Below are 17,961 nucleotides of genomic sequence, written 5' to 3'. Positions count from 1 at the left end.
GCAGACGACCGATCGTACGGCTACGAACACCCGCTTGCCGGTCCCGGCCATCGCGCCGGGTCCTCGCTCGCCGAGCGGCGAGCCCAGCACGCGGACCGCCAGCAGACGCGGAGCACGGCACTCCGACAAGTACGACTACGAACGCTTCAGCCAACTCGCCGGCCCCCTCACCGAACCCGAACCCGGCACCGACGGCACGTACCAGGTGCGCTACCGCAGCCTGATCGCCGCCGAAGGGCACCGGATCCGCAGCGCCCTGCTGCTGGGCGCGGCGCCAGTGGTCTCGTTGCTGCTGCTGGTCTGGCTGATGCTGCCGGAGCACTGGGTGCACCGGCACTACGTGCCCGCATGGGAGTCCGCGGCGGATGCGGTGATGCTGGTCTCCATCGGGCTGATCGAGAGCTTCCGCGTGATCAACGTGGTCTCCAACGCACACGCCACGCTGGTCGCCCGCGACCCGATCCCCGTCCGGCCCGAGCCGGGCACCCGGGTGGCCTTCCTCACCAGCTTCGTACCCGGCAAGGAACCGCTGGAGATGGTGCGCGCCACCTTGCAGGGAGCGGTGCGGCTGCGCCATGACGGTCCGCTCGACATCTGGCTGCTGGACGAGGGAAACGCCCCCGAAGTACGGCAGATGTGCGAGGAGTTGGGAGTGCGGCACTTCTCCCGCAAGGGCGTGGAGAAGTGGAACCGGCCCAGCGGGCCGTTCCGGGCCAAGACCAAGCACGGCAACTACAACTCCTGGCTGAGCGAGCACGGCCGCGACTACGAGTTCATGGCGTGCGTGGACACCGACCACGTTCCACTGCCGGAGTTCCTGGAGCGGATGCTGGGCTACTTCCGGGACCCCGACGTGGCGTTCGTCGTCGGCCCGCAGGTGTACGGCAACTGCGACACGGCGGTGACCAAGGCGTCGGAGAGCCAGCAGTTCCTGTTCCACGCGCTTATCCAGCGCGCGGGAAACGCCTACCGCGCACCGATGTTCGTGGGCACCAACAACTGCGTACGCATCAGCGCGCTACGGCAGATCGGCGGGCTGTACGACTCCATCACCGAGGACATGGCCACCGGTCTGGAGATCCACCGCAGGCGCAATCCGCGCACCGGCAACCGCTGGTGCTCGGTCTACACCCCGGACGTCCTCGCGGTGGGTGAGGGGCCGTCGTCCTGGACCGACTTCTTCAACCAGCAACTGCGCTGGAGCCGGGGCACCTACGAGACGCTGCTGCGGCAGTTCTGGAAGACGCACTGCACCCTCTCCCCCGGCCGACTGCTCAACTACTCGCTGCTGGTGACCTTCTATCCGATGTCGGCGCTCAACTGGCTGCTCGGCGGCGTCTCCTGCGTGCTGTTCCTGGTGCTGGGCGCCTCCGGGGTGCACATCGAGTCGCAGATCTGGATGATGCTCTACAGCGACGCCGCGGCCCTGCAGATCGGGCTGTACCTGTGGAACCGTCGGCACAACGTCAGCCCGCACGAGCCGGAGGGCTCCTCCGGCGCGGCCGGCATGGTGATGTCCGCGCTGTCGGCGCCGCTGTACGCCAGATCGCTGGTCGGCGCACTGCTGCGGCGCAAGGCGGGTTTCGTGGTCACCGCCAAGGGCGACTCGGCCAGCCCCGACCGGCTCGCCACCTTCTCCACCCATCTCGGCTGGGCGGGGGTCTTCGGCGGCTCGCTGATCGCCTCGTTCTTCCTCGGCCACACCCATGTGGCGATGCGCACCTGGGCCGTGCTCGCCCTGCTGACCGCCCTCGCACCGGTGCTGGTGTGGCGGACCACGGTCGCCAGGAAGCGGTCGGAGGCGCCGCGCCGGAAGGCACCCCGCCCCGTCGCACAGCACACCAGCTAGACCCCAACGCACCAGTCAAAGGACAGATCCTGTGAGGTACCGCCCCAGCCCGCAGACCCGCAAGACCGCGATCGGTGTGGCGGCGTTCGTCGTCCTCGCCGCGATGAACGGCCCGGCCGCTCTGGGCTTCGCCGAGCACTCCTACCACCAGTACAAGATCAACCAGCCCGGCTACAAGGCGATGTACGGCCACTGGGACCTGGTCGATGTGCCCAAGCAGTACCGGATCAACTCGATCCACGCCGCACTGCTGCACACCGGCAAGGTGCTGCTGATCGCCGGATCGGGCAACAACGAGAAGAACTTCAGAGCCGGCACGTTCCAGAGCGTGCTGTGGGACCCGGTGAACAACACCTTCAAGGAGATCCCGACTCCGAAGGACATGTTCTGCGGCGGCCACGCCCAACTCCCCGACGGGCAACTCCTGGTGGCGGGCGGCACCGCCCGCTACGAGAAGCTCCAGGGCGACGTCAAGCGGGCCGGCGGCGCGATGGTGATCAAGAACGAGAGCCCGGACCGCCCGATGACGTTCCCCAAGGGCACGGTCTTCCGCGGCTCGACCGGCAAGGAGTACGCCTCCCAACTTCCCATCACCGTACCGGCCGCCACGAAGACGGTGACCGGTTTCGGCCCGAAGAAGAAGGTCACCGTCACCGCCAGCGAGGCGCGGGTCTACGTCGAGTCGGTGCGCGATGGTGAGGCGGGTATCTCCAACACCGCCGACCAGTACCGGATCGTCGGCCTCAAGGGCGACGACGCGCGCAACCACTACGGCCTGGCGACCAAACTCGGCCTGGACAAGAAGGACTTCCAGGGACTGCGGGAGTCCTACCTCTTCGACCCGGAGTCCGAGCGCTACGTCCAGGTCACGTCCATGTCAGAGGCCCGCTGGTACCCGACGCTGGTCACACTGGCGGACAACAGGGTGATGGCGGTCTCCGGCCTGGACGACATGGGCCAGATCATCCCCGGCAAGAACGAGATCTTCGACCCTGCGACGCGCAGGTGGTCGCCGGGGCCGACGCGCTACTTCCCCACCTATCCGGCGCTGTTCCTCACCAAGGGCGGCAAGCTGTTCTACTCCGGTTCCAACGCCGGTTACGGTCCGGCCGACCAGGGCCGCACCCCCGGCGTGTGGGATCCGCGCGCCAACACCTTCACCCCGGTGCCGGGTCTGCACGACCCCGACCAGACCGAGACCTCCGCGTCCGTACTGCTGCCGCCGGCGCAGCGGCAGTCGGTGATGATCCTCGGCGGCGGCGGGGTGGGCGAGTCGCACCGGTCGACCGGGCGCACCGCTGTCGTGGACCTCGGTCAGGAACGTCCGCGCTACGAGGACGGCCCCGACCTGCCGCAGGGCACCCGCTACCTCAACGCGGTGCTCACCCCGGACGACTCCGTGTTCACCTCGGGTGGATCGCTGGACTACCGGGGCAAGGAGGCCAGCGACGTGCTCAGGGCGCAGTTCTACGACCCGGCCCAGGGCACGTTCCGTCCGGCCGCCGCGCCGACCGTCGGGCGGGACTACCACTCCGAGGCGCTGCTGCTGCCGGACGGGCGGATCGCCGTCTTCGGCTCCAACCCGCTGTTCGCGGACAAGGCCAACACCGAGGACGCCCCCTTCGAGCAGCGCATCGAGGTCTACAGCCCGCCGTACCTCTACGGCCGGACCAGGCCGGAGTTGGGCTCCGGCCCGGTGGAAGTGGAGCGCGGACAGTCGGTGACCTTCCGCAGCGGGTCGGCCGGCGGGGTGCGCGCGGCGCGGCTGATGCGGCCGAGCGCGGTCACCCACGTCACCGATGTGGAACAGCGCTCGATCGCCCTGGACCTGGTGCGGCACGACCGTTCGGTGACCGTCACCGTGCCGCGGGATCCGTCGCTGGTGCCGTCCGGTTGGTACATGCTGTTCCTCACCGACCGGCGCGGGACTCCTTCGCAGGCCCGCTGGGTTCACGTTCGGTGACCGACGGCCAGTTGCCTGACCTGCGGGCCAGTTGGAGGGCGTAGTCCGGCCACCACTGACCCGCGGGCGGGCCGCCCCGGCAGGCGCCGTCGGACTCGCCGGGGCGCTTGACCCACAGATAGGCGTCGACCTGGCGGTCGCCGGTCGCCGTGGTCGGAGGGCGGCCCAGCGCCCGGTCCGGCGGGTTGCACCAGGACTGCGCGCCTTCCTGCTCCGCCGCCTGCTGGGCGCGGACCAGCGGACCGCCGCCGTTGCGGCTGGTGTCGATGACGAAGTGGGTACCGCCCAGCAGTGCGGACAGCCGATGCCCGTACTCCTCACTGGCCTGCGTGGTCTGGAAGTTGGAGACGTTGAGGGCGAACCCGTTGGCCTCCTTGATGTCGGCCTTGCGCAACGCGTCCACCAGTTGCCGCGGATCGCGGATCCAGCCCGCGTTTCCGGCGTCCAGGTACACGGCCGTGTTGGGCAGCGACTTGAGCGTCCGCACGCCGTACGCCAGCAGGTCGAGCCGTTCGCGATCGCCCTGGTTGGCGGGGCAGGTGACCAGTTGGGCCACCGCGTCGGGCTCCAGTACCACCCAGGCCCTGCGGTTCTCGATCCCGTCGGCCAGCCGGTCGATCCACGCGCGGTAGGCGGCACCGTCCGCGGCCCCACCGGCGGAGTACTGTCCGCAGTCGCGGTGGGGGATGTTGTAGGCGACCAACACCGGTACGCGGCGGGACAGTTGGGCCTCCATGGTGACCCGCCGGACGCGTTCGGTCGGATCGCCCTCGCCGAGCCAGGTCGCCGTCGGCTGGTCGGCGATCCGCCGCAGCAGGTCCGCGTCGTCCTCCCGGCCCCGCTCCTGCCACACCGCGGCCTGCTCGTCGGCGCGATTGCGCGGATCCACCCAGAAGGGCGAACCGGCGGTGGCCCCGGAATCGTCGAGCGGTACGGTCAGCGGTCCGCCGGCGGCGATGGACCAGGGCATGAGCAGCCCCTGGACCCCGAGCAGTGCGGCGGCGATACAGGCGGACGTCGTATAGCGAGCCGACAGACGCACCAGTCACTCACCCTCTTCGTTCCTCAATGGCGGCAGCCTGATACCACCGATATCCCTCCTAGACTCACATATGGCGATCAGTCGGACATTATTCGGCACATCGGGCGAGTCGCATCCTCAGCGGCTGCTCAGCGTCCACGCGTCGGGGGTGAACGCGCCCGGGTCCTGGTCGCCGTTGAACAGCAGCCCGCGGCCGTCGTGAATCCGCACACCGGAGACGTTCACCCCCCGGCCGGTGTAGGCCGGATCCGTGGTGTAGCGCCAGCGCAGCAGCACCGCGCCTTGGTGCGCCGGGAGTTGGGCGGATGCCCGCCACCAGGAACGGGTGCCGCCGGACAGTGCCAGTTGCGTTCCGGGCGGTGCGCCCGGGCCGGTGACGGTGACCGGGACCGGCTGCCAGGTGGCGCCGCCGTCGGTGCTGGACTCCAGGTGGACGAAGTCGCTGCCGGGTTCGGTGTCCACGAAGGTGTCGTAGCGGATGGCCAGCGGACCGCCGCGCGGGGTGACGGAGACGGTGAGCGTCGCGGTGCCGGCGTCGCCGATGCCGGAGTACCAGGACGGTACGCCGTGCGGTGCGCGTATCGCCATCGCGTCGGCCAGGCCGTCGGCGGCGGCGCGGCGGGCCGGGTTGGTGGAGCCCCAGTCACGGGTGGGGTGCACGCGGTTGCTGAACTGCAGCGCGATGGAGCGGGATTCGGGGTCGATGACGATGGTCGTGCCGGTGAAGCCGGTGTGCCCCGCGGTGGCGGGGCTGTCCAACCGGCCCATGTACCAGCGCTGTTCGAGTTCGAAGCCCAGACCGTGCCCGTCGCCGGGGAACCGGCTGTTGAAGTCGGTCAGCATCTGTCGCACCCAGTACTGGCTCAGGATCCGATGCCCGCGGTACGTACCGCCGTTGAGGACGGTCTGGGCGAGCACCGCCACGTCTGCGACGGTGGAGAACACACCGGCGTGTCCGGCGACACCCCCCAGCGCCCACGCGTTCTCGTCGTGCACCTGCCCCCACACCAGCCCGCGTTGCGGCTCGCCAGGGCCGTCCTCGTACTCCTCGGCGGCGATCCGCGTCCGGAGCGGGGCGGGCGGGTTGTACATGGTGTCGCGCATGCCCAGCGGCCCGGTGATGCCGTCTCGCACCAGGGTGTCCAGCGGTTCGCCGGTGATGTGTTGCAGCACCTGTTGCAGGGTGAGCATGTTCAGGTCGGAGTACAGGTACGTGCTGCCCGGCGGGTTCTGCGGGGTGGTGTCCAGGATGGCCCTGACCCGGGAGGGCATGTCGGGGTACTGCCACAGCGGCGGGCTGGGGTCCGATGGCAGGCCGGAGGTGTGGGTGAGCAGTTCCTCGATGGTGATCGAGCCCTTGCCGTGGCTGGCGAACTCCGGCAGGTAGCTGGCGACGGTGGCGCTCAGCTGGAGCCGCCCGGCCTGGAGTTGCTGCACCGCCACGATGGAGGTGAACAGCTTCGAAAGGGACGCCAGGTCGAAGATGGTGTCGGTGCGCATGGGGATCTGCCGGGCCGCGGGGAGCGGATCGCCCTGGCGGTCCGCGTAGCGCAGCGCGTAGCCGCTGGCGTGGTCGGCCACCACGACTCCGTCGTGGGCCAGCAGCGTGACCTGGCCGGAGAACATCGGGTGGCCGGTGGCCGGGTCGGGCCTGGTCCAGGCGTCCTCTTCGGCGAGTGCGGTGCGGATCGGGGCCGGGTCGAGCCCGGCCTGCTCGGGGGTACCGCCGCGCAGTACGGTCCACGGTGGCGCGAAGTCCCGGTGCGGCTGGTCGAAGCGGCCGTTGGCGGGGGGCCGGGCCGGATGAGTCGCTACGGCGCCGGCGGGCGCGGTAGCGGCGACCAGCCCCACGGTGGCGGCCAGTGCCACGGCCGCGAGGGCGGCTCGGCGGGCGAACATCGCGGTTCTCCCCTCGTTCGGTGTGCGCGCGGGCTAGCGGTACAGCAGGAACGGTTCGCGGCGCTCGCGGAACACTTCGAGTTCGGTGTGCCAGGCGCCGACCACCTCGTCGGCCGGGGCGCCCGCGTCGACCATGGTGCGCAGCCTGCTGGAGCCGGTCAGGTCGTCGATCCAGTGGTCGGGCCGCCAGCCGAAGACCGAGCGGTACAGCCGGCGGGCGGTCACGATCATGGCCGCCGCGGTGGTGATGGGGTCCACCCCGCGGCGGTCGGTGAGATGCACCTGGACACCGCCACAGGTGGTGCCCGCGAACTTGTCGAAGGTGGGAACCGTGTAGTTCTCCCGGAACCGCACGCCCGGCAGGCCCATCGCGTTCAGCGTCTCCGCCCAGTGCCAGTCGATGCCGGGCGCGCCGATCATCTCGAACGGCCGGGTGGTGCCTCGGCCTTCGGAGAGCAGGGTGCCCTCGAACAGGCAGGTTCCGGGGTAGAGCAGCGCGGTGTCGCCGGTGGGCATGTTGGGGCTGGGCGGCACCCAGGGCAGACCGGTGTCTGTGAACAGCATGTCGCGCCGGTAGCCGCGCACCGGTACGACGTCCAGACTGCTCAGCCGTCGGCCGCCGGTGTCACCGGGCACGAAGATCGCGTCGAACATCCTGGCCAGTTCACCAGCGGTCATGCCCGGCTGCTGCACGACGGGTTTGAGTCCGACACCGGTCGCGAATCGCGGGTCGAGCTGCGGGCCGTATGCCTGGCCGCCGTTGGGGTTGGGGCGGTCCAGCACGACGAACGCGGCGCCGGTGCGCACCGCCGCCACCATCGCCACGTACATCGTCCAGGTGTAGGTGTAGAAACGGGCGCCGACGCCGGCGATGTCGAACACCACGGTGTCCACGCCCGCCTTGCGGTACATCGCGGCCAGTTGCTCCGCGCTCGCGCCGTAGGCGTCGTAGACCGGGATGCCGGTGCGCGGATCGGTGTAGTCGCCCTCGGAGCCACCGGCCTGGGAGGTGCCGCGGAAGCCGTGTTCCGGGCCGAACGCGGCGACCGGTCGGGCGTTCGCGGCGGTCATGGCGTCCACGATGTGGGTGAGGTCGCGCAGTACACCGGTGGGGTTGGTGAGCACGCCCGTCCGGCGTCCGGCGAGCGCCCGCCAGCCCTGTGCCGCCAGTACGTCCGCACCGGTCAGTACCGGCTCCCGGCCGTGCGCCGGGGCAGCGGCGCCGACGGTGCCGACACCGAGCGCGGTCGCGGCGACGAACCCGCGTCTGCTCATCGGTGACATGCCTGGGAACGTACGCATGTGACGGGTCCCGGTCAATGAGCGCGCGGCCGGGATCCGCCTGCCGGCGCAGGATATTGACACCGCGTCAGCGACGCGGTGCAATGCCGCGCACGGTCCGTCACTTCGTCGCCGGGAGGCGCTGATGCGTGCTGGTGCGGTCACGACCGTTCTGCTGACGGCCGCCGCGGTCACCGTCGGCACCGCCGCCGCGCCACTCGCCACCGCCACGGACCACCAGGTCAACATGCTGATGACGCGGATGACGCTACCGGAGAAGGTCAGCCAGCTGTTCGTCTCCGAGGTGTACGGCGCCACCGCCACCACCACCGACCCCGTGGACGTAGCGGCCAACCACCGGCTGTACGGCGCCGACGTGGGCAACGGCGCGCAACTGCTGTCCAGGTACCACCTCGGCGGCGTCATCTACTTCTCCTGGAGCGACAACCTCAACGACCCCCGGCAGATCACCGCGCTGTCCGCCGGACTACAGCACGCCGCGACCGCCGCCCCCGGCGGCGTCCCGCTGCAGATCAGCACCGACCAGGAGGGCGGCACCGTCAACCGGATCGGCGCACCGCTCGCCGTGTCGCCGGGCAACATGGCCATAGGCGCCACCTTCGACCCGGCCGCCGCCTACCGCGCCGCCTCGGTCAGCGGCGCGCAACTGCGGGCGCTGGGCATCAACACGGACGACGCGCCCGTGGTGGACGTCAACACCAACCCGCTCAACAGCGCTGACGGACCAAGGGCGTTCGGCGACCGCACCGGGTGGACCGCCCGCTTCGCGGCCGCCGCGGTACGCGGCTACGCGGCGAGCGGCGTGGGCGCGCAGGCCAAGCACTTCCCGGGACTCGGCGACACCACGGTCAACACCGACAACGGTGTGGCGGTCACCCATGAGACCCGGGCCCAGATCATGGCCAGGGACGTACCGCCGTTCCGGGCGGCCATCGCGGCGGGCGTGCCGTCCATCATGGCGGCGCACATCGTGGCGCCCTCCCTCGACCCGTCCGGACTGCCCGCCAGCCTCTCCCGGCCCATCGTCACCGGCCTGCTGCGCGGCACGCTGCACTACGACGGAGTGGTGATCACCGATGCGCTCAGCGCCGCCGCGCTGGCCGGGATCGCCCCGGACCAGGTGGTGCTGGACGCCATCAGCGCGGGCGACGACGAACTGCTGATGCCACCCGACCTGCCGGGCGCGGTGCACGCGGTGCTGAACGCCGTGCGCACCGGCATGATCAGCACCGCGCGCATCGACCAGTCGGTGCACCGCATCCTGCGGATGAAGGCCCAACTGGGCCTGCTCCAGCACCGCTACCCGGCCGCGCCCCGCAACCCGTTCGACGCCCCGGGTGTGATGGCCGGGATCGCCCGCCGTTCCATCACCCTGCTGCGCGACACCCGCCGCGTGCTGCCGCTGACAGCGCACTCCGGGACGCGGGTCCTGGTCACCGGATGGGGGACCGCCACGACGCTGAACCTGGCGAACGCCCTGGCCGCCCAGGGGCTGGCCACCGACCGTCTGTGGACCGGCTCACCGGACCAGCACGCCATCGACACCGCTGTGGCCGCGGCCAGGGCCCATGACGTCACCGTGGTGACCAGCTACAACGCCTGGAGCGATTCCGCCCAGCAGAGCCTGGTGCGGCAACTCCTGGCCACCGGGCGGCCGATCGTGGTCGCCTCGGTCGGCGGCCCGTACGACATCGCCTACTTCCCCACCGCCACAACATATCTGGCCGCCTACGACTACCAGCCGGTCTCCGTCACCGCGTTGGCGAACACCCTGCTCGGCACCGCGCCGACCGGTAAGCTGCCGGTTTCGGTGCGTCAGGTGACGGGCGGCGGAACGCTGTTCGCCTTCGGCTCGGGGATCGGATACCAGCGGTGAGACGACTCGTTCGCGTACTGCCCCTGCTGGGCGTCATCGCCGCACTCGCGCTGTCCGCCGTGCCCGCCCAGGCCCAGGTCGGTGGAGCGGCCCGGGTGGTTGCCGAGCGGCGGATCGCCGCCCGGCAACTCGATCTGACCGTCTCCTCCCCCGCGCTCGGCCGCACCGCCAAGGTCCGGCTGCTCACCCCCGACGGCTGGACGCCCCGGCCGCACCGCAGCTGGCCCACGCTGTGGCTGCTGCACGGATGCTGCGACGACTACACCGGCTGGACCGCGAAGACCGATGTGGCCAGCATCCCGGCGCTGCGCCGGGTACTGGTGGTGATGCCGGAGGCGGGCACGACCGGCTTCTACAGCGACTGGTGGAACCAAGGAACCGGCGGCACGCCGCGCTGGGAGACCTTCCACCTCACCGAGCTGCGGCAGCTGCTGGAGCGCTCCTACGGCGCCGGACCCGACCGGGCGGTCGCCGGGCTGTCGATGGGCGGCTTCGGCGCGCTGTCCTACGCGGCCCGGCACCCGGGCATGTTCCGCGCCGCCGCCTCCTACAGCGGGGTCGCCGATCCGCTCTATCCGCACGGCGGCCCGGCCAACGTGCTGGCCATCGTGCGCGGCCAGGGCGCCGACCCGTACGCGCTGTGGGGCGATCCGGTGGCCGACCGGCAGATCTGGGCCGAGCACGATCCGTACGCGCTGGCCGGGGTGCTGCGACGGCTGCCGGTCTTCCTGTCCTGCGGGGACGGCACCGCGGGGCCGTTCGATCCGCCGGGCGTGACCAGCCCGTACGAGACCCTCTTCCTGGCCGAGGGCCGCCATGTGGCCGACCGGCTGCACGCGCTCGGCGACCACCGCCTGGTCACCGACTTCTACGGCCACGGCACGCACAGTTGGCCCTACTGGCAACGTGAACTGCACCGCTCACTACCGCTGTTGCTCGGCGCGATGGGCGTGCGGAGCTGAGGTCAGTCCTCGGCGGTGCCCGTTGAGCGGGCGATCAGCAGCGCCACGTCGTCGTGGTCCTCGGGGTGGCGCAGCACCCGTAGCAGCACGTCGCAGGTGGTCTCCAACGGCCGGGGCGGCCCGGAGAGAACGTCGAGCAGGGCTCCGAGCCGGGTGTCGATGGAGGTGTCCCGGGTCTCCACCAACCCGTCCGTGTACAGCACCAGTTGGTCCCCGGGGGCCAGGTCCAGCACGGTGGTCTCGAAGGGCACACCGCCTACCCCGAGCGGGGCGCCGGTGGGCAGGTCCAGCAGTTGCGGGGGCTGGCCGGGGCGCATCAACACCGGCGGCAGATGGCCCGCGTTGGAGATCCTGCACTGCGCCCGCTGCGGGTCGTGGACGACGTAGACGCAGGTGGTGGAGCGGCCCAGGCCGTCGGCTATGTGGTCGAGGTGGCCGAAGAGGTCGGCGGGGTCGAGGCCCAGTCCGGCGAGGGCGCGGGTGGCGGTGCGCATCTGGCCCATGGTGGCCGCGGCGTTGATGCCGCTGCCCATGACGTCGCCGACGACGAGTGCGGTGCGGTCGCCGCTGAGCGGTATGACGTCGAACCAGTCGCCGCCGACCTCGCTGGTGCCCGCGGCGGGCTGGTAGCGGTAGGCCACGTCGAGTCCGGGGCGGCGCGGCGGGGGCGGCGGCAGCAGGTCCCGTTGCAGGGTCAGGGCGGCCCGGCGTTGCGTCTGGTACCAGCGGGCGTTGTCGATGCACACCGCGGCGCGGGCGGCCAACTCGCAGGCGAGCACGGCGTCGTCCTCGGTGAACGGCACCGGGTTGCGGGCGCGTTTGAGGTCCAGCGCGCCGACGACCGCGCCCCGGGCGATCAGCGGCACCGCGAGGTAGGAGTGCAGTCCGCAGCGGGCCAGCAGTTCGGCGGCGGTCCGATCCCGGGCGATGCGGGGCAGGTCCTCCGGCCGCACCCGGGGCACGAGGACCGGACGACCGGTGCGCACGCACTCGGTGACCAAGCGGTCCGGGTCGTACGCGGCGACCTCGCCGGTGGGGTCCGCGGCCCGGGTGGCCTCGGTGTGGTAGGCCGCCGCCACGGCGAGGGCGCGGAAGACCAGGCGGTCGCGCTCGAAGCCCGAGTTGCCGCGCCGGTCGTCGGTGATCGAGTCCAGCACGTCGACCGCGGCCACGTCGGCCAGCTCGGGGACGCAGACGTCGGCCAGCTCGCGGGCGGTCTGGTCGAGGTCGAGCGTGGTGCCGATGCGTACGGTGGCGTCGGCGATGAGGGTGAGCCGTTCGCGTGCCTGGGCGGCCGCGATGGCCGCGCGGTGCCGTTCGGTGATGTCCACCACCGAGGTGGCCAGGCCCAGCACCCTTCCGGCCGGGTCCTCCAGCCGGTAGTACGACACCGACCAGGCGTGTTCGTCCGGGTCGGAGGGGGTGCGGCCGGTGGCGAACTGGTCGAGCAGCGGCACGCCGCTCTCCAGCACCGCGAGCATCGAGGACTCGATCGTGTCGACGTCGAGGAAGGGCAGCGCCTCGCGGACGTGGCGGCCGATGTGCTGGTCGGCGGGGATGCCGTTGATCCGCTCCAGGGCGGGGTTGACGGTCACGTACCGCAGGTCGGTGTCGAGTATGCCGAGGCCGATCGGCGACTGACTGACCAGCCGCATGGACAGCGACAGCTCGGTCTCCAACCGGCGCAGGGTCGCCTGGTCGGTGGCGATCCCCAGGGCGTAGAAGCCGTGGTGGGCGTCCTGCAGCCGCATGTTGCGGAACTCGACCAGGCGGGTGCTGCCGTCCTTGTGCCGGATGGGGAACACCCCGGCCCAGTTCTGGCCGACCGCCATGACCTCGGCGAACAGCTTGAGGATCTGCTCCCGGTTCCGCTCGTCCACCAGCAGCTGAGCCGCGTACCGGCCCAGCGCCTCCTCTGCGCTGTAGCCGAACAGTTCCTCGGCCTGGGGGCTCCACAGGGTGATCCGCCCGGTGGCGTCCAGCACCACCGCGGCGACGCTCAGCACGTCGAGCAGCCCGCCCGGTGGGGCGGCGGCGTCCGCGCTCTCGGGGCCGCCCAGGCCAGCCGGGAACGCGTCTGTCGCACTCATTCCCGGTCACCCCTTTCGCCCGTCGAGGACGGCCATGGCCCGGCGCGCGCCCCGGTGCGCTGCGTCAGACTTCGCTCCATCCTCTCTCCGCTTCGCCCCGAGCCGCAGCCCCTGGACTGCGGTGATCTCGTGAGCATGGGCACCCACTGCCACATTGCGCCCACAAGCATCCCGCATGCCGGAAATTCAATTCCGTTGACCGGCTCGCAACCGAGAGGCGGTCTGGCGGGAGTCAGTAGCGTCCACCAGAATCACTCCTGTCGCGCCAGCGGGCGTGGCGCAGGGCGCGTCCGAGAGGGGATCGAACTGATGGTTAACCAGGTAACGGACCAGGACAGTCGCCGGGATTCCGGGTCACCGGAGCGGATCCTGCGGGTGGGGCTGGGATTCTGGGACGCCAAGGCGCTGTTGAGCGCGGTGGAGTTGGACGTCTTCGGCGCGCTCGCCGAAGGACCGCTGGACTACGAGGAGTTACGCGCCCGCACAGGTGTACATCCGCGTGGCGCACGGGACTTCTTCGACACCCTGGTGGCGCTCGGCCTCCTGGACCGGGAGGGGACCGGCCGGTACGCCAACACCCCGGACACGGCACGCTACTTGGTGCGCTCGGCGCCGGGCTATGTCGGCGGGATGCTGGAATTGGCCGCTGGGCAGCTGTACTCGTCCTGGGCGCGGCTGACCGAGGCGCTGCGCACCGGGGAGCCGCAGTGCGAGGAGGCCAAGCAGAGCGACTTCTTCGACGGCGCCTACGCCGACGACCACCAGAGCAAGACCTTCTCACGCGCCATGACCGGGCTGTCGTCCGGCCCCATAGCGAGGATCGCCGAGCGCTTCCCCTGGTCGAGGTACCGTACGGTGGCCGACATCGGCTGTTCCGAGGGCGCGCTGCTCACCGGGGTGCTACGGCGGCACGCCCAGCTGTCCGGCACCGGGTTCGACCTTCCGCCGATGCGGCGGCACTTCGAGGAGTACGTGACCGCGGCTGGCCTCACCGACCGGCTGTCGTTCAGGGCTGGTGACTTCTTCACCGATCCGCTGCCCACCGCCGATGTGCTGGTGTTCGGGCACATCCTGCACGACTGGGACCTGCCCACCAAGCGGATGCTGCTGGAGAAGGCGTACGCGGCGCTACCCGAAGCGGGCGCGGTCGTCGTCTTCGAGTCGCTGATCGACGACGAGCGCCGGGAGAACGACTTCGGGCTGCTGATGAGCCTGAACATGCTGGTGGAGACCAGGGGCGGATTCGACTACACCGGCGCCGAGTGCCGGGGGTGGCTGGCGGAGGCCGGATTCCGTGAGAGCCGGGTGGAGCACCTCGCCGGCCCGGACTCGATGGTGATCGGCATCAAGTGACCTGCGGCTGAGGGCGGTACGGCATGCGCCTGCCGTACCGCCCTCAGCGATCGGGCAGCCCCAGCAGGTCGGGCAGGTCGGCGATGGAGTCCAGCACATGATCAGGGGTCCCGGAGGCGTTCTGGTGGGTGCGCGGCAGGTACTTGCCGGTCTTGACCAACACCCCTGTGATGCCGTGGCGTTGGGCCGCCAGCACATCGGACTCGATGTCGTCGCCGACCACAAGGGCCTGCCGCGGTGCGACGCCCAGATGTGCCAGCGCGGTGCCGAAGAACGCCTCGGCGGGCTTCCCGACGATCTCCGCCTCGACCCCGGCCGCCTGTTCCAGGCCCAGCAGGAAGGCGCCGGTGTCCAGGCTGAGCCCCTCGGCGGTGCGCCAGTACAGGTTGCGGTGCATCGCCACCAGCCGGGCGCCGTGCTGCAGGTGGCCGAACGCCCGGTTCAGCGCCCGGTAGTCGAACTCGGGGCCCGCACCGCCGACCACCACCACGTCAGGGGGCGTCTCATCGGTGTCCGGGACCAGGGTCCCGCCACAGGCCGCCAAGCCGCCACACCCGCCGCCGAAGGCCCAGGGACTCGGGCCCCGGGCCGGTAGCCCTCAGGCCCGGAATCCGAGCACCGTCTCCACGGTGTCCGCCTCCTCGGGCGGCTTGTCCTCGCGGTAGCGCAGTACGCGGGCGAACCGCAGGGTCACCCCTTCCGGGTAGCGGGTGGAGCGCTGCACGCCGTCGAAGGCGATCTCCACCACCAGTTCGGGCCGCACCACCACACCCCAGGGTTCGGTGCGCACCGCCAACTCCCGCAGCCGGTCCGTCTGCCAGTCGAGCATGACGTCGGTCATCCCCTTGAAGGTCTTGCCCAGCATGGCGAAGCCGCCGTCCGGCCGCCGGGCGCCCAGGTGCAGGTTGGACAGCTTTCCGGTGCGCCGCCCATGTCCCCACTCGGCGGCCAGCACCACCAGGTCGAGGGTGTGTACGGGTTTGACCTTCAGCCAGGAGGCACCGCGCCGACCCGCGCTGTACGGCGCGTCCAACGCCTTGACCAGTACGCCCTCGTGGCCGCGGGCCAGTGTCGCCGCGGTGAAGTCCTTTGCCGCTTCCCGCGTTTCCGGGTCACCGGGGTCGTCGGCGACCAGGCGACGGACCCGCAGCGGCTCCGGAACCACCCGGGCCAGTTCGGCATGGCGCTGGGTGGTGGGCAACGCCAGCAGATCGCGGCCGTCCACGGACAGCAGGTCGAAGAAGACCGGCGACAGCGGCAGCGCGGCCTGCGCGCCCGCGACATCCAGTCGGGAACCGACCCGCCCCGCGGTCTCCTGGAACGGCTTGGGCCGCCCGTCCGCGCCCAACGCGATCACCTCCCCGTCCAACACCAGCCGATCGGCGGGGAGTTGTCGGGCGGCGCTCACCACTTCGGGCAGCCGTGAGGTGATCTCATCGAGGGTGCGGGTGTAGATCCGTACGGTCTCGCCCGCGCGGTGCACCTGGACGCGGATGCCGTCCAGCTTCTCCTCGATCGCGCAGGGGCCCAGCCTGTCCAGTGCCTCCTCCACGCTCTTGGCGGTGTGCGCCAGCATCGGCAACACTGGGCGGCCGACCTCCAGTTGGAAGTCGGCCAGTGCGCCGGGGCCGCGGGCCAGCAGCGCCTCGGCGACCGCGCCCAGCGTTCCGCCCAGCATCACCGCCCGGCGCACCTCCGGTGCCGGCACATCGGCCGCCGCGGCGAGGCCTTCGACGGCCAGGGCATCGAGGGCGCCCTGGCGCAGCTCACCGCCGATCAGGGCGAGCAGGAAGCGCTGTTCCTCTTCGGTGGCCGCGGACATCAGCTCCCGTACCTGCCGTCGCCGCTCGCCCTGTGCGCCCTTGCCGGTGATGGCCGCGATCCGGCCGAGCGCGGCATCGACCTCGGCCACGTCCAACCGGGGCTCTGCCGCCGCCGGTACCCGCTCGGCCAGCGTGCTCCAGCCCACCCCGATACGGCGCTGCGGCAGCCGCCCGGCCAGATAAGTGATCACGATCGGGGCCTGTGCGGGCTCCGTCATACGGAACAGCCGGGCCAGCAGTTCCACCTTGCGGGAGCGCGCGGCGGCCTGAGCCACCTCCTGCGAGGTCCGGGCGACATCAGACAGCAGCATGGATCCATGGTCACTCGGACCGCGCCGAAGCGCAGTTCCGGGTCAGGGCCGCGGTCCGATGACCTCCTCCCCCTCGGTCACGGTGATGGCCATCGCCGGGCAGGAGTCGGCGGCGTCCAGCGCGCGCTCGTCCGGCGGCCCGTCGGGCCGCAGCGGGTGAGCGTGGTCGTCGTCCAGCTCGAACAGTTCGGGCGCTATGCCCGCGCACATCCCGGAGGCCATGCACTGGTGCTTGTCTATCTCGATGTGCCAGGTCATCGCATATCACCATCCCACCGGCATGCTCCGTGGTCCCCGGACCAGCATCTGCGTCTTCCACTCGATGTCGCCCACCAGACGCAGTCCCGGGAAGCGGGTGATCAGGGCCCGTAGCGCCTCCTGCAGCTCCAGGCGGGCCAGGGGTGCGCCCAGACAGTGGTGCACTCCGTGCCCGAACCCGAGGTGCTGGTTGCTCTGGCGGGCGACGTCCAACTTGCCCGGCTCGCTGAACCGCAGCGCGTCACGGTTGGCCGCGCCCACGGCCACCAGCACCGGCTCTCCCGCTCGCACCAGGGTGCCGCCGATCTCGATGTCCTCCGTCGCGTAGCGGGGGAAGCCCGCGCCGCTGCCCAGCGGTACGAACCGCATCAGTTCCTCGACGGCGGTGGGGATCAGGTCGATGTCGGCCCGCAGCCGGGCGAGTTCGTCGGGGTGATCCAGCAGAGTGCAGACGAAGTTGGGGATCTGCGTGGCCGTTGTCTCATGACCGGCGACCAGCAGTCCCACGCACAGATCGACCAGTTCCAGCTCGGAGAGCCGGTCGTCCACGTCCCGCGCCTCGATCAGCGCGGTCATCAGGTCGTCCTGCGGTTCAGCGCGATGGCGTTCCACCAACTGCCGCATGTAGGCGCGCAGTTCCTCGCGTTGGACCTCGAACTCCTCGGCCGTCAGCGAACTGGTGGACAGCGCGGCGTCGCTCCACACCCGGAACTGCGGCCGGTCCTCGGTGGGCACCCCGAGCATACGGCAGATGACGGCGACCGGTATCGGCAGCGCGTAGTCCTCCACCAGGTCCGCAGGCGGTCCCGCCGCCTCCAGCCCGTCCAGTAACCCCTCGGCCAACTCCTTTACGGCGGGCCTCAGTTTCTCCACCTGGTGGACGGTGAACGCCTTGGCCACCAGGGTGCGCAGCCGGGTGTGGTCCGGCGGATCCATGCTGAGGATGCCGGAATGCTGCCGGGCCTCGCCCTGCCGGGGCGGGTCGTGGTGGACGGCCTCGGCTCGGCTGAACCGCCGGTCGCCCAGCACCAGCCGGGCGTCCGCGTACCGCGTGACCAGCCAGGCGGGTTCGCCGTAGGCCATGCGTACGCGCAGCAGGCCGTCGCTCGCGCGGGCCTTCTCGTAGGTCTCGGAGAGCCCGAGGCCGATCGATTCGTTGAAGGGGTACGTCAGGGGCTCGATGTCGGCTGTGGTCACCTTGGACCTCCAAGTGTAAGCACGTGCTTACATAGA

At 71.0% G+C, this 17,961-nt stretch carries 12 protein-coding genes and 1 pseudogene; 5 read left to right on the top strand and 8 right to left on the bottom strand.

Annotated features, from left to right (window positions below; genetic code table 11):
* The first annotated feature begins 34 nt into the window (after nucleotides 1–34).
* Both P3G67_RS31525 and P3G67_RS31520 read left to right on the top strand, forming a co-directional pair.
* On the top strand, nucleotides 35–1,849 hold the full coding sequence (locus P3G67_RS31525; RefSeq protein WP_276096551.1) for a glycosyltransferase family 2 protein: 1,815 nt from the start codon (nucleotides 35–37) through the stop codon (nucleotides 1,847–1,849).
* A 31-nt stretch (nucleotides 1,850–1,880) separates the two neighbouring features.
* On the top strand, nucleotides 1,881–3,812 hold the full coding sequence (locus P3G67_RS31520; RefSeq protein ID WP_276096550.1) for a galactose oxidase early set domain-containing protein: 1,932 nt from the start codon (nucleotides 1,881–1,883) through the stop codon (nucleotides 3,810–3,812).
* On the opposite strand, the gene P3G67_RS31515 is transcribed toward P3G67_RS31520, so the two are convergent.
* From P3G67_RS31515 to P3G67_RS31505, 3 genes are all read right to left on the bottom strand, one after another.
* Nucleotides 3,760–4,848, bottom strand: coding sequence for a glycoside hydrolase family 6 protein (locus P3G67_RS31515; RefSeq protein WP_391858389.1), 1,089 nt, complete (start codon nucleotides 4,846–4,848; stop codon nucleotides 3,760–3,762). The genes P3G67_RS31520 and P3G67_RS31515 overlap by 53 nt on opposite strands.
* A gap of 123 nt (nucleotides 4,849–4,971) precedes the next feature.
* Nucleotides 4,972–6,753 (bottom strand): serine hydrolase, encoded by a 1,782-nt coding sequence (locus tag P3G67_RS31510; protein ID WP_276096548.1) that lies wholly within the window; start codon nucleotides 6,751–6,753, stop codon nucleotides 4,972–4,974.
* Nucleotides 6,754–6,786: 33 nt separating this feature from the next.
* A complete protein-coding gene (locus tag P3G67_RS31505; protein WP_276096547.1) occupies nucleotides 6,787–8,028 on the bottom strand; it encodes an exo-beta-N-acetylmuramidase NamZ family protein in 1,242 nt (413 codons plus the stop codon).
* Between the two features lie 151 nt (nucleotides 8,029–8,179).
* Between P3G67_RS31505 and P3G67_RS31500 the strand changes: the two genes are divergently transcribed.
* Both P3G67_RS31500 and P3G67_RS31495 read left to right on the top strand, forming a co-directional pair.
* Nucleotides 8,180–9,931 (top strand): glycoside hydrolase family 3 protein, encoded by a 1,752-nt coding sequence (locus P3G67_RS31500; RefSeq protein WP_276096546.1) that lies wholly within the window; start codon nucleotides 8,180–8,182, stop codon nucleotides 9,929–9,931.
* Entirely contained in the window at nucleotides 9,928–10,893 is a 966-nt protein-coding gene (locus P3G67_RS31495) for an alpha/beta hydrolase (RefSeq protein ID WP_276096545.1), read from the top strand. Before P3G67_RS31500 ends, P3G67_RS31495 begins: the two co-directional genes overlap by 4 nt.
* Before the next feature lie 2 nt (nucleotides 10,894–10,895).
* Here P3G67_RS31495 and P3G67_RS31490 read toward each other — a convergent pair whose 3' ends face one another.
* Complete coding sequence (locus P3G67_RS31490) at nucleotides 10,896–12,983, bottom strand: SpoIIE family protein phosphatase (protein ID WP_276096544.1); 2,088 nt, start codon at nucleotides 12,981–12,983, stop codon at nucleotides 10,896–10,898.
* A gap of 309 nt (nucleotides 12,984–13,292) precedes the next feature.
* On the opposite strand from P3G67_RS31490, the gene P3G67_RS31485 reads away from it, so the two are divergent.
* On the top strand, nucleotides 13,293–14,336 hold the full coding sequence (locus tag P3G67_RS31485; protein ID WP_276096543.1) for a methyltransferase: 1,044 nt from the start codon (nucleotides 13,293–13,295) through the stop codon (nucleotides 14,334–14,336).
* Nucleotides 14,337–14,379: 43 nt separating this feature from the next.
* On the opposite strand, the pseudogene P3G67_RS31480 reads toward P3G67_RS31485, so the two are convergent.
* The 4 genes and pseudogenes from P3G67_RS31480 to P3G67_RS31465 form a co-directional block, all read right to left on the bottom strand.
* Nucleotides 14,380–14,838 (bottom strand): annotated as a pseudogene (locus P3G67_RS31480) (HAD hydrolase-like protein); the annotation flags it as partial.
* A 96-nt stretch (nucleotides 14,839–14,934) separates the two neighbouring features.
* Nucleotides 14,935–16,470: an ATP-dependent DNA ligase gene (locus tag P3G67_RS31475; RefSeq protein ID WP_276096542.1), complete on the bottom strand. Its 1,536-nt coding sequence runs from the start codon at nucleotides 16,468–16,470 to the stop codon at nucleotides 14,935–14,937.
* Nucleotides 16,471–16,512: 42 nt separating this feature from the next.
* Nucleotides 16,513–16,728: a ferredoxin gene (locus P3G67_RS31470; RefSeq protein WP_269854654.1), complete on the bottom strand. Its 216-nt coding sequence runs from the start codon at nucleotides 16,726–16,728 to the stop codon at nucleotides 16,513–16,515.
* Between the two features lie 6 nt (nucleotides 16,729–16,734).
* On the bottom strand, nucleotides 16,735–17,925 hold the full coding sequence (locus P3G67_RS31465) for a cytochrome P450 (protein ID WP_276096541.1): 1,191 nt from the start codon (nucleotides 17,923–17,925) through the stop codon (nucleotides 16,735–16,737).
* Nucleotides 17,926–17,961 lie beyond the last annotated feature (36 nt).

Origin of the sequence: Streptomyces silvisoli (assembly GCF_029269905.1) — a bacterium.
GTDB classification, from domain to species: Bacteria; Actinomycetota; Actinomycetes; order Streptomycetales; family Streptomycetaceae; genus Streptantibioticus_A; species Streptantibioticus_A silvisoli_A.
The sequence above is the reverse complement of the archived record's forward strand: the minus strand, read 5'-3'. Positions and strand labels throughout refer to the sequence as shown.

Excerpts from the sequence above, each read along its gene's own strand:
- P3G67_RS31510 (WP_276096548.1), bottom strand. The coding sequence starts at position 6,753 with ATGTTCGCCCGCCGAGCCGCCCTCGCGGCCGTGGCACTGGCCGCCACC.
- P3G67_RS31505 (WP_276096547.1), bottom strand. The coding sequence starts at position 8,028 with ATGAGCAGACGCGGGTTCGTCGCCGCGACCGCGCTCGGTGTCGGCACC.
- P3G67_RS31500 (WP_276096546.1), top strand. The coding sequence starts at position 8,180 with ATGCGTGCTGGTGCGGTCACGACCGTTCTGCTGACGGCCGCCGCGGTC.
- P3G67_RS31490 (WP_276096544.1), bottom strand. The coding sequence starts at position 12,983 with ATGAGTGCGACAGACGCGTTCCCGGCTGGCCTGGGCGGCCCCGAGAGC.
- P3G67_RS31485 (WP_276096543.1), top strand. The coding sequence starts at position 13,293 with ATGGTTAACCAGGTAACGGACCAGGACAGTCGCCGGGATTCCGGGTCA.
- P3G67_RS31475 (WP_276096542.1), bottom strand. The coding sequence starts at position 16,470 with ATGCTGCTGTCTGATGTCGCCCGGACCTCGCAGGAGGTGGCTCAGGCC.
- P3G67_RS31470 (WP_269854654.1), bottom strand. The coding sequence starts at position 16,728 with ATGACCTGGCACATCGAGATAGACAAGCACCAGTGCATGGCCTCCGGG.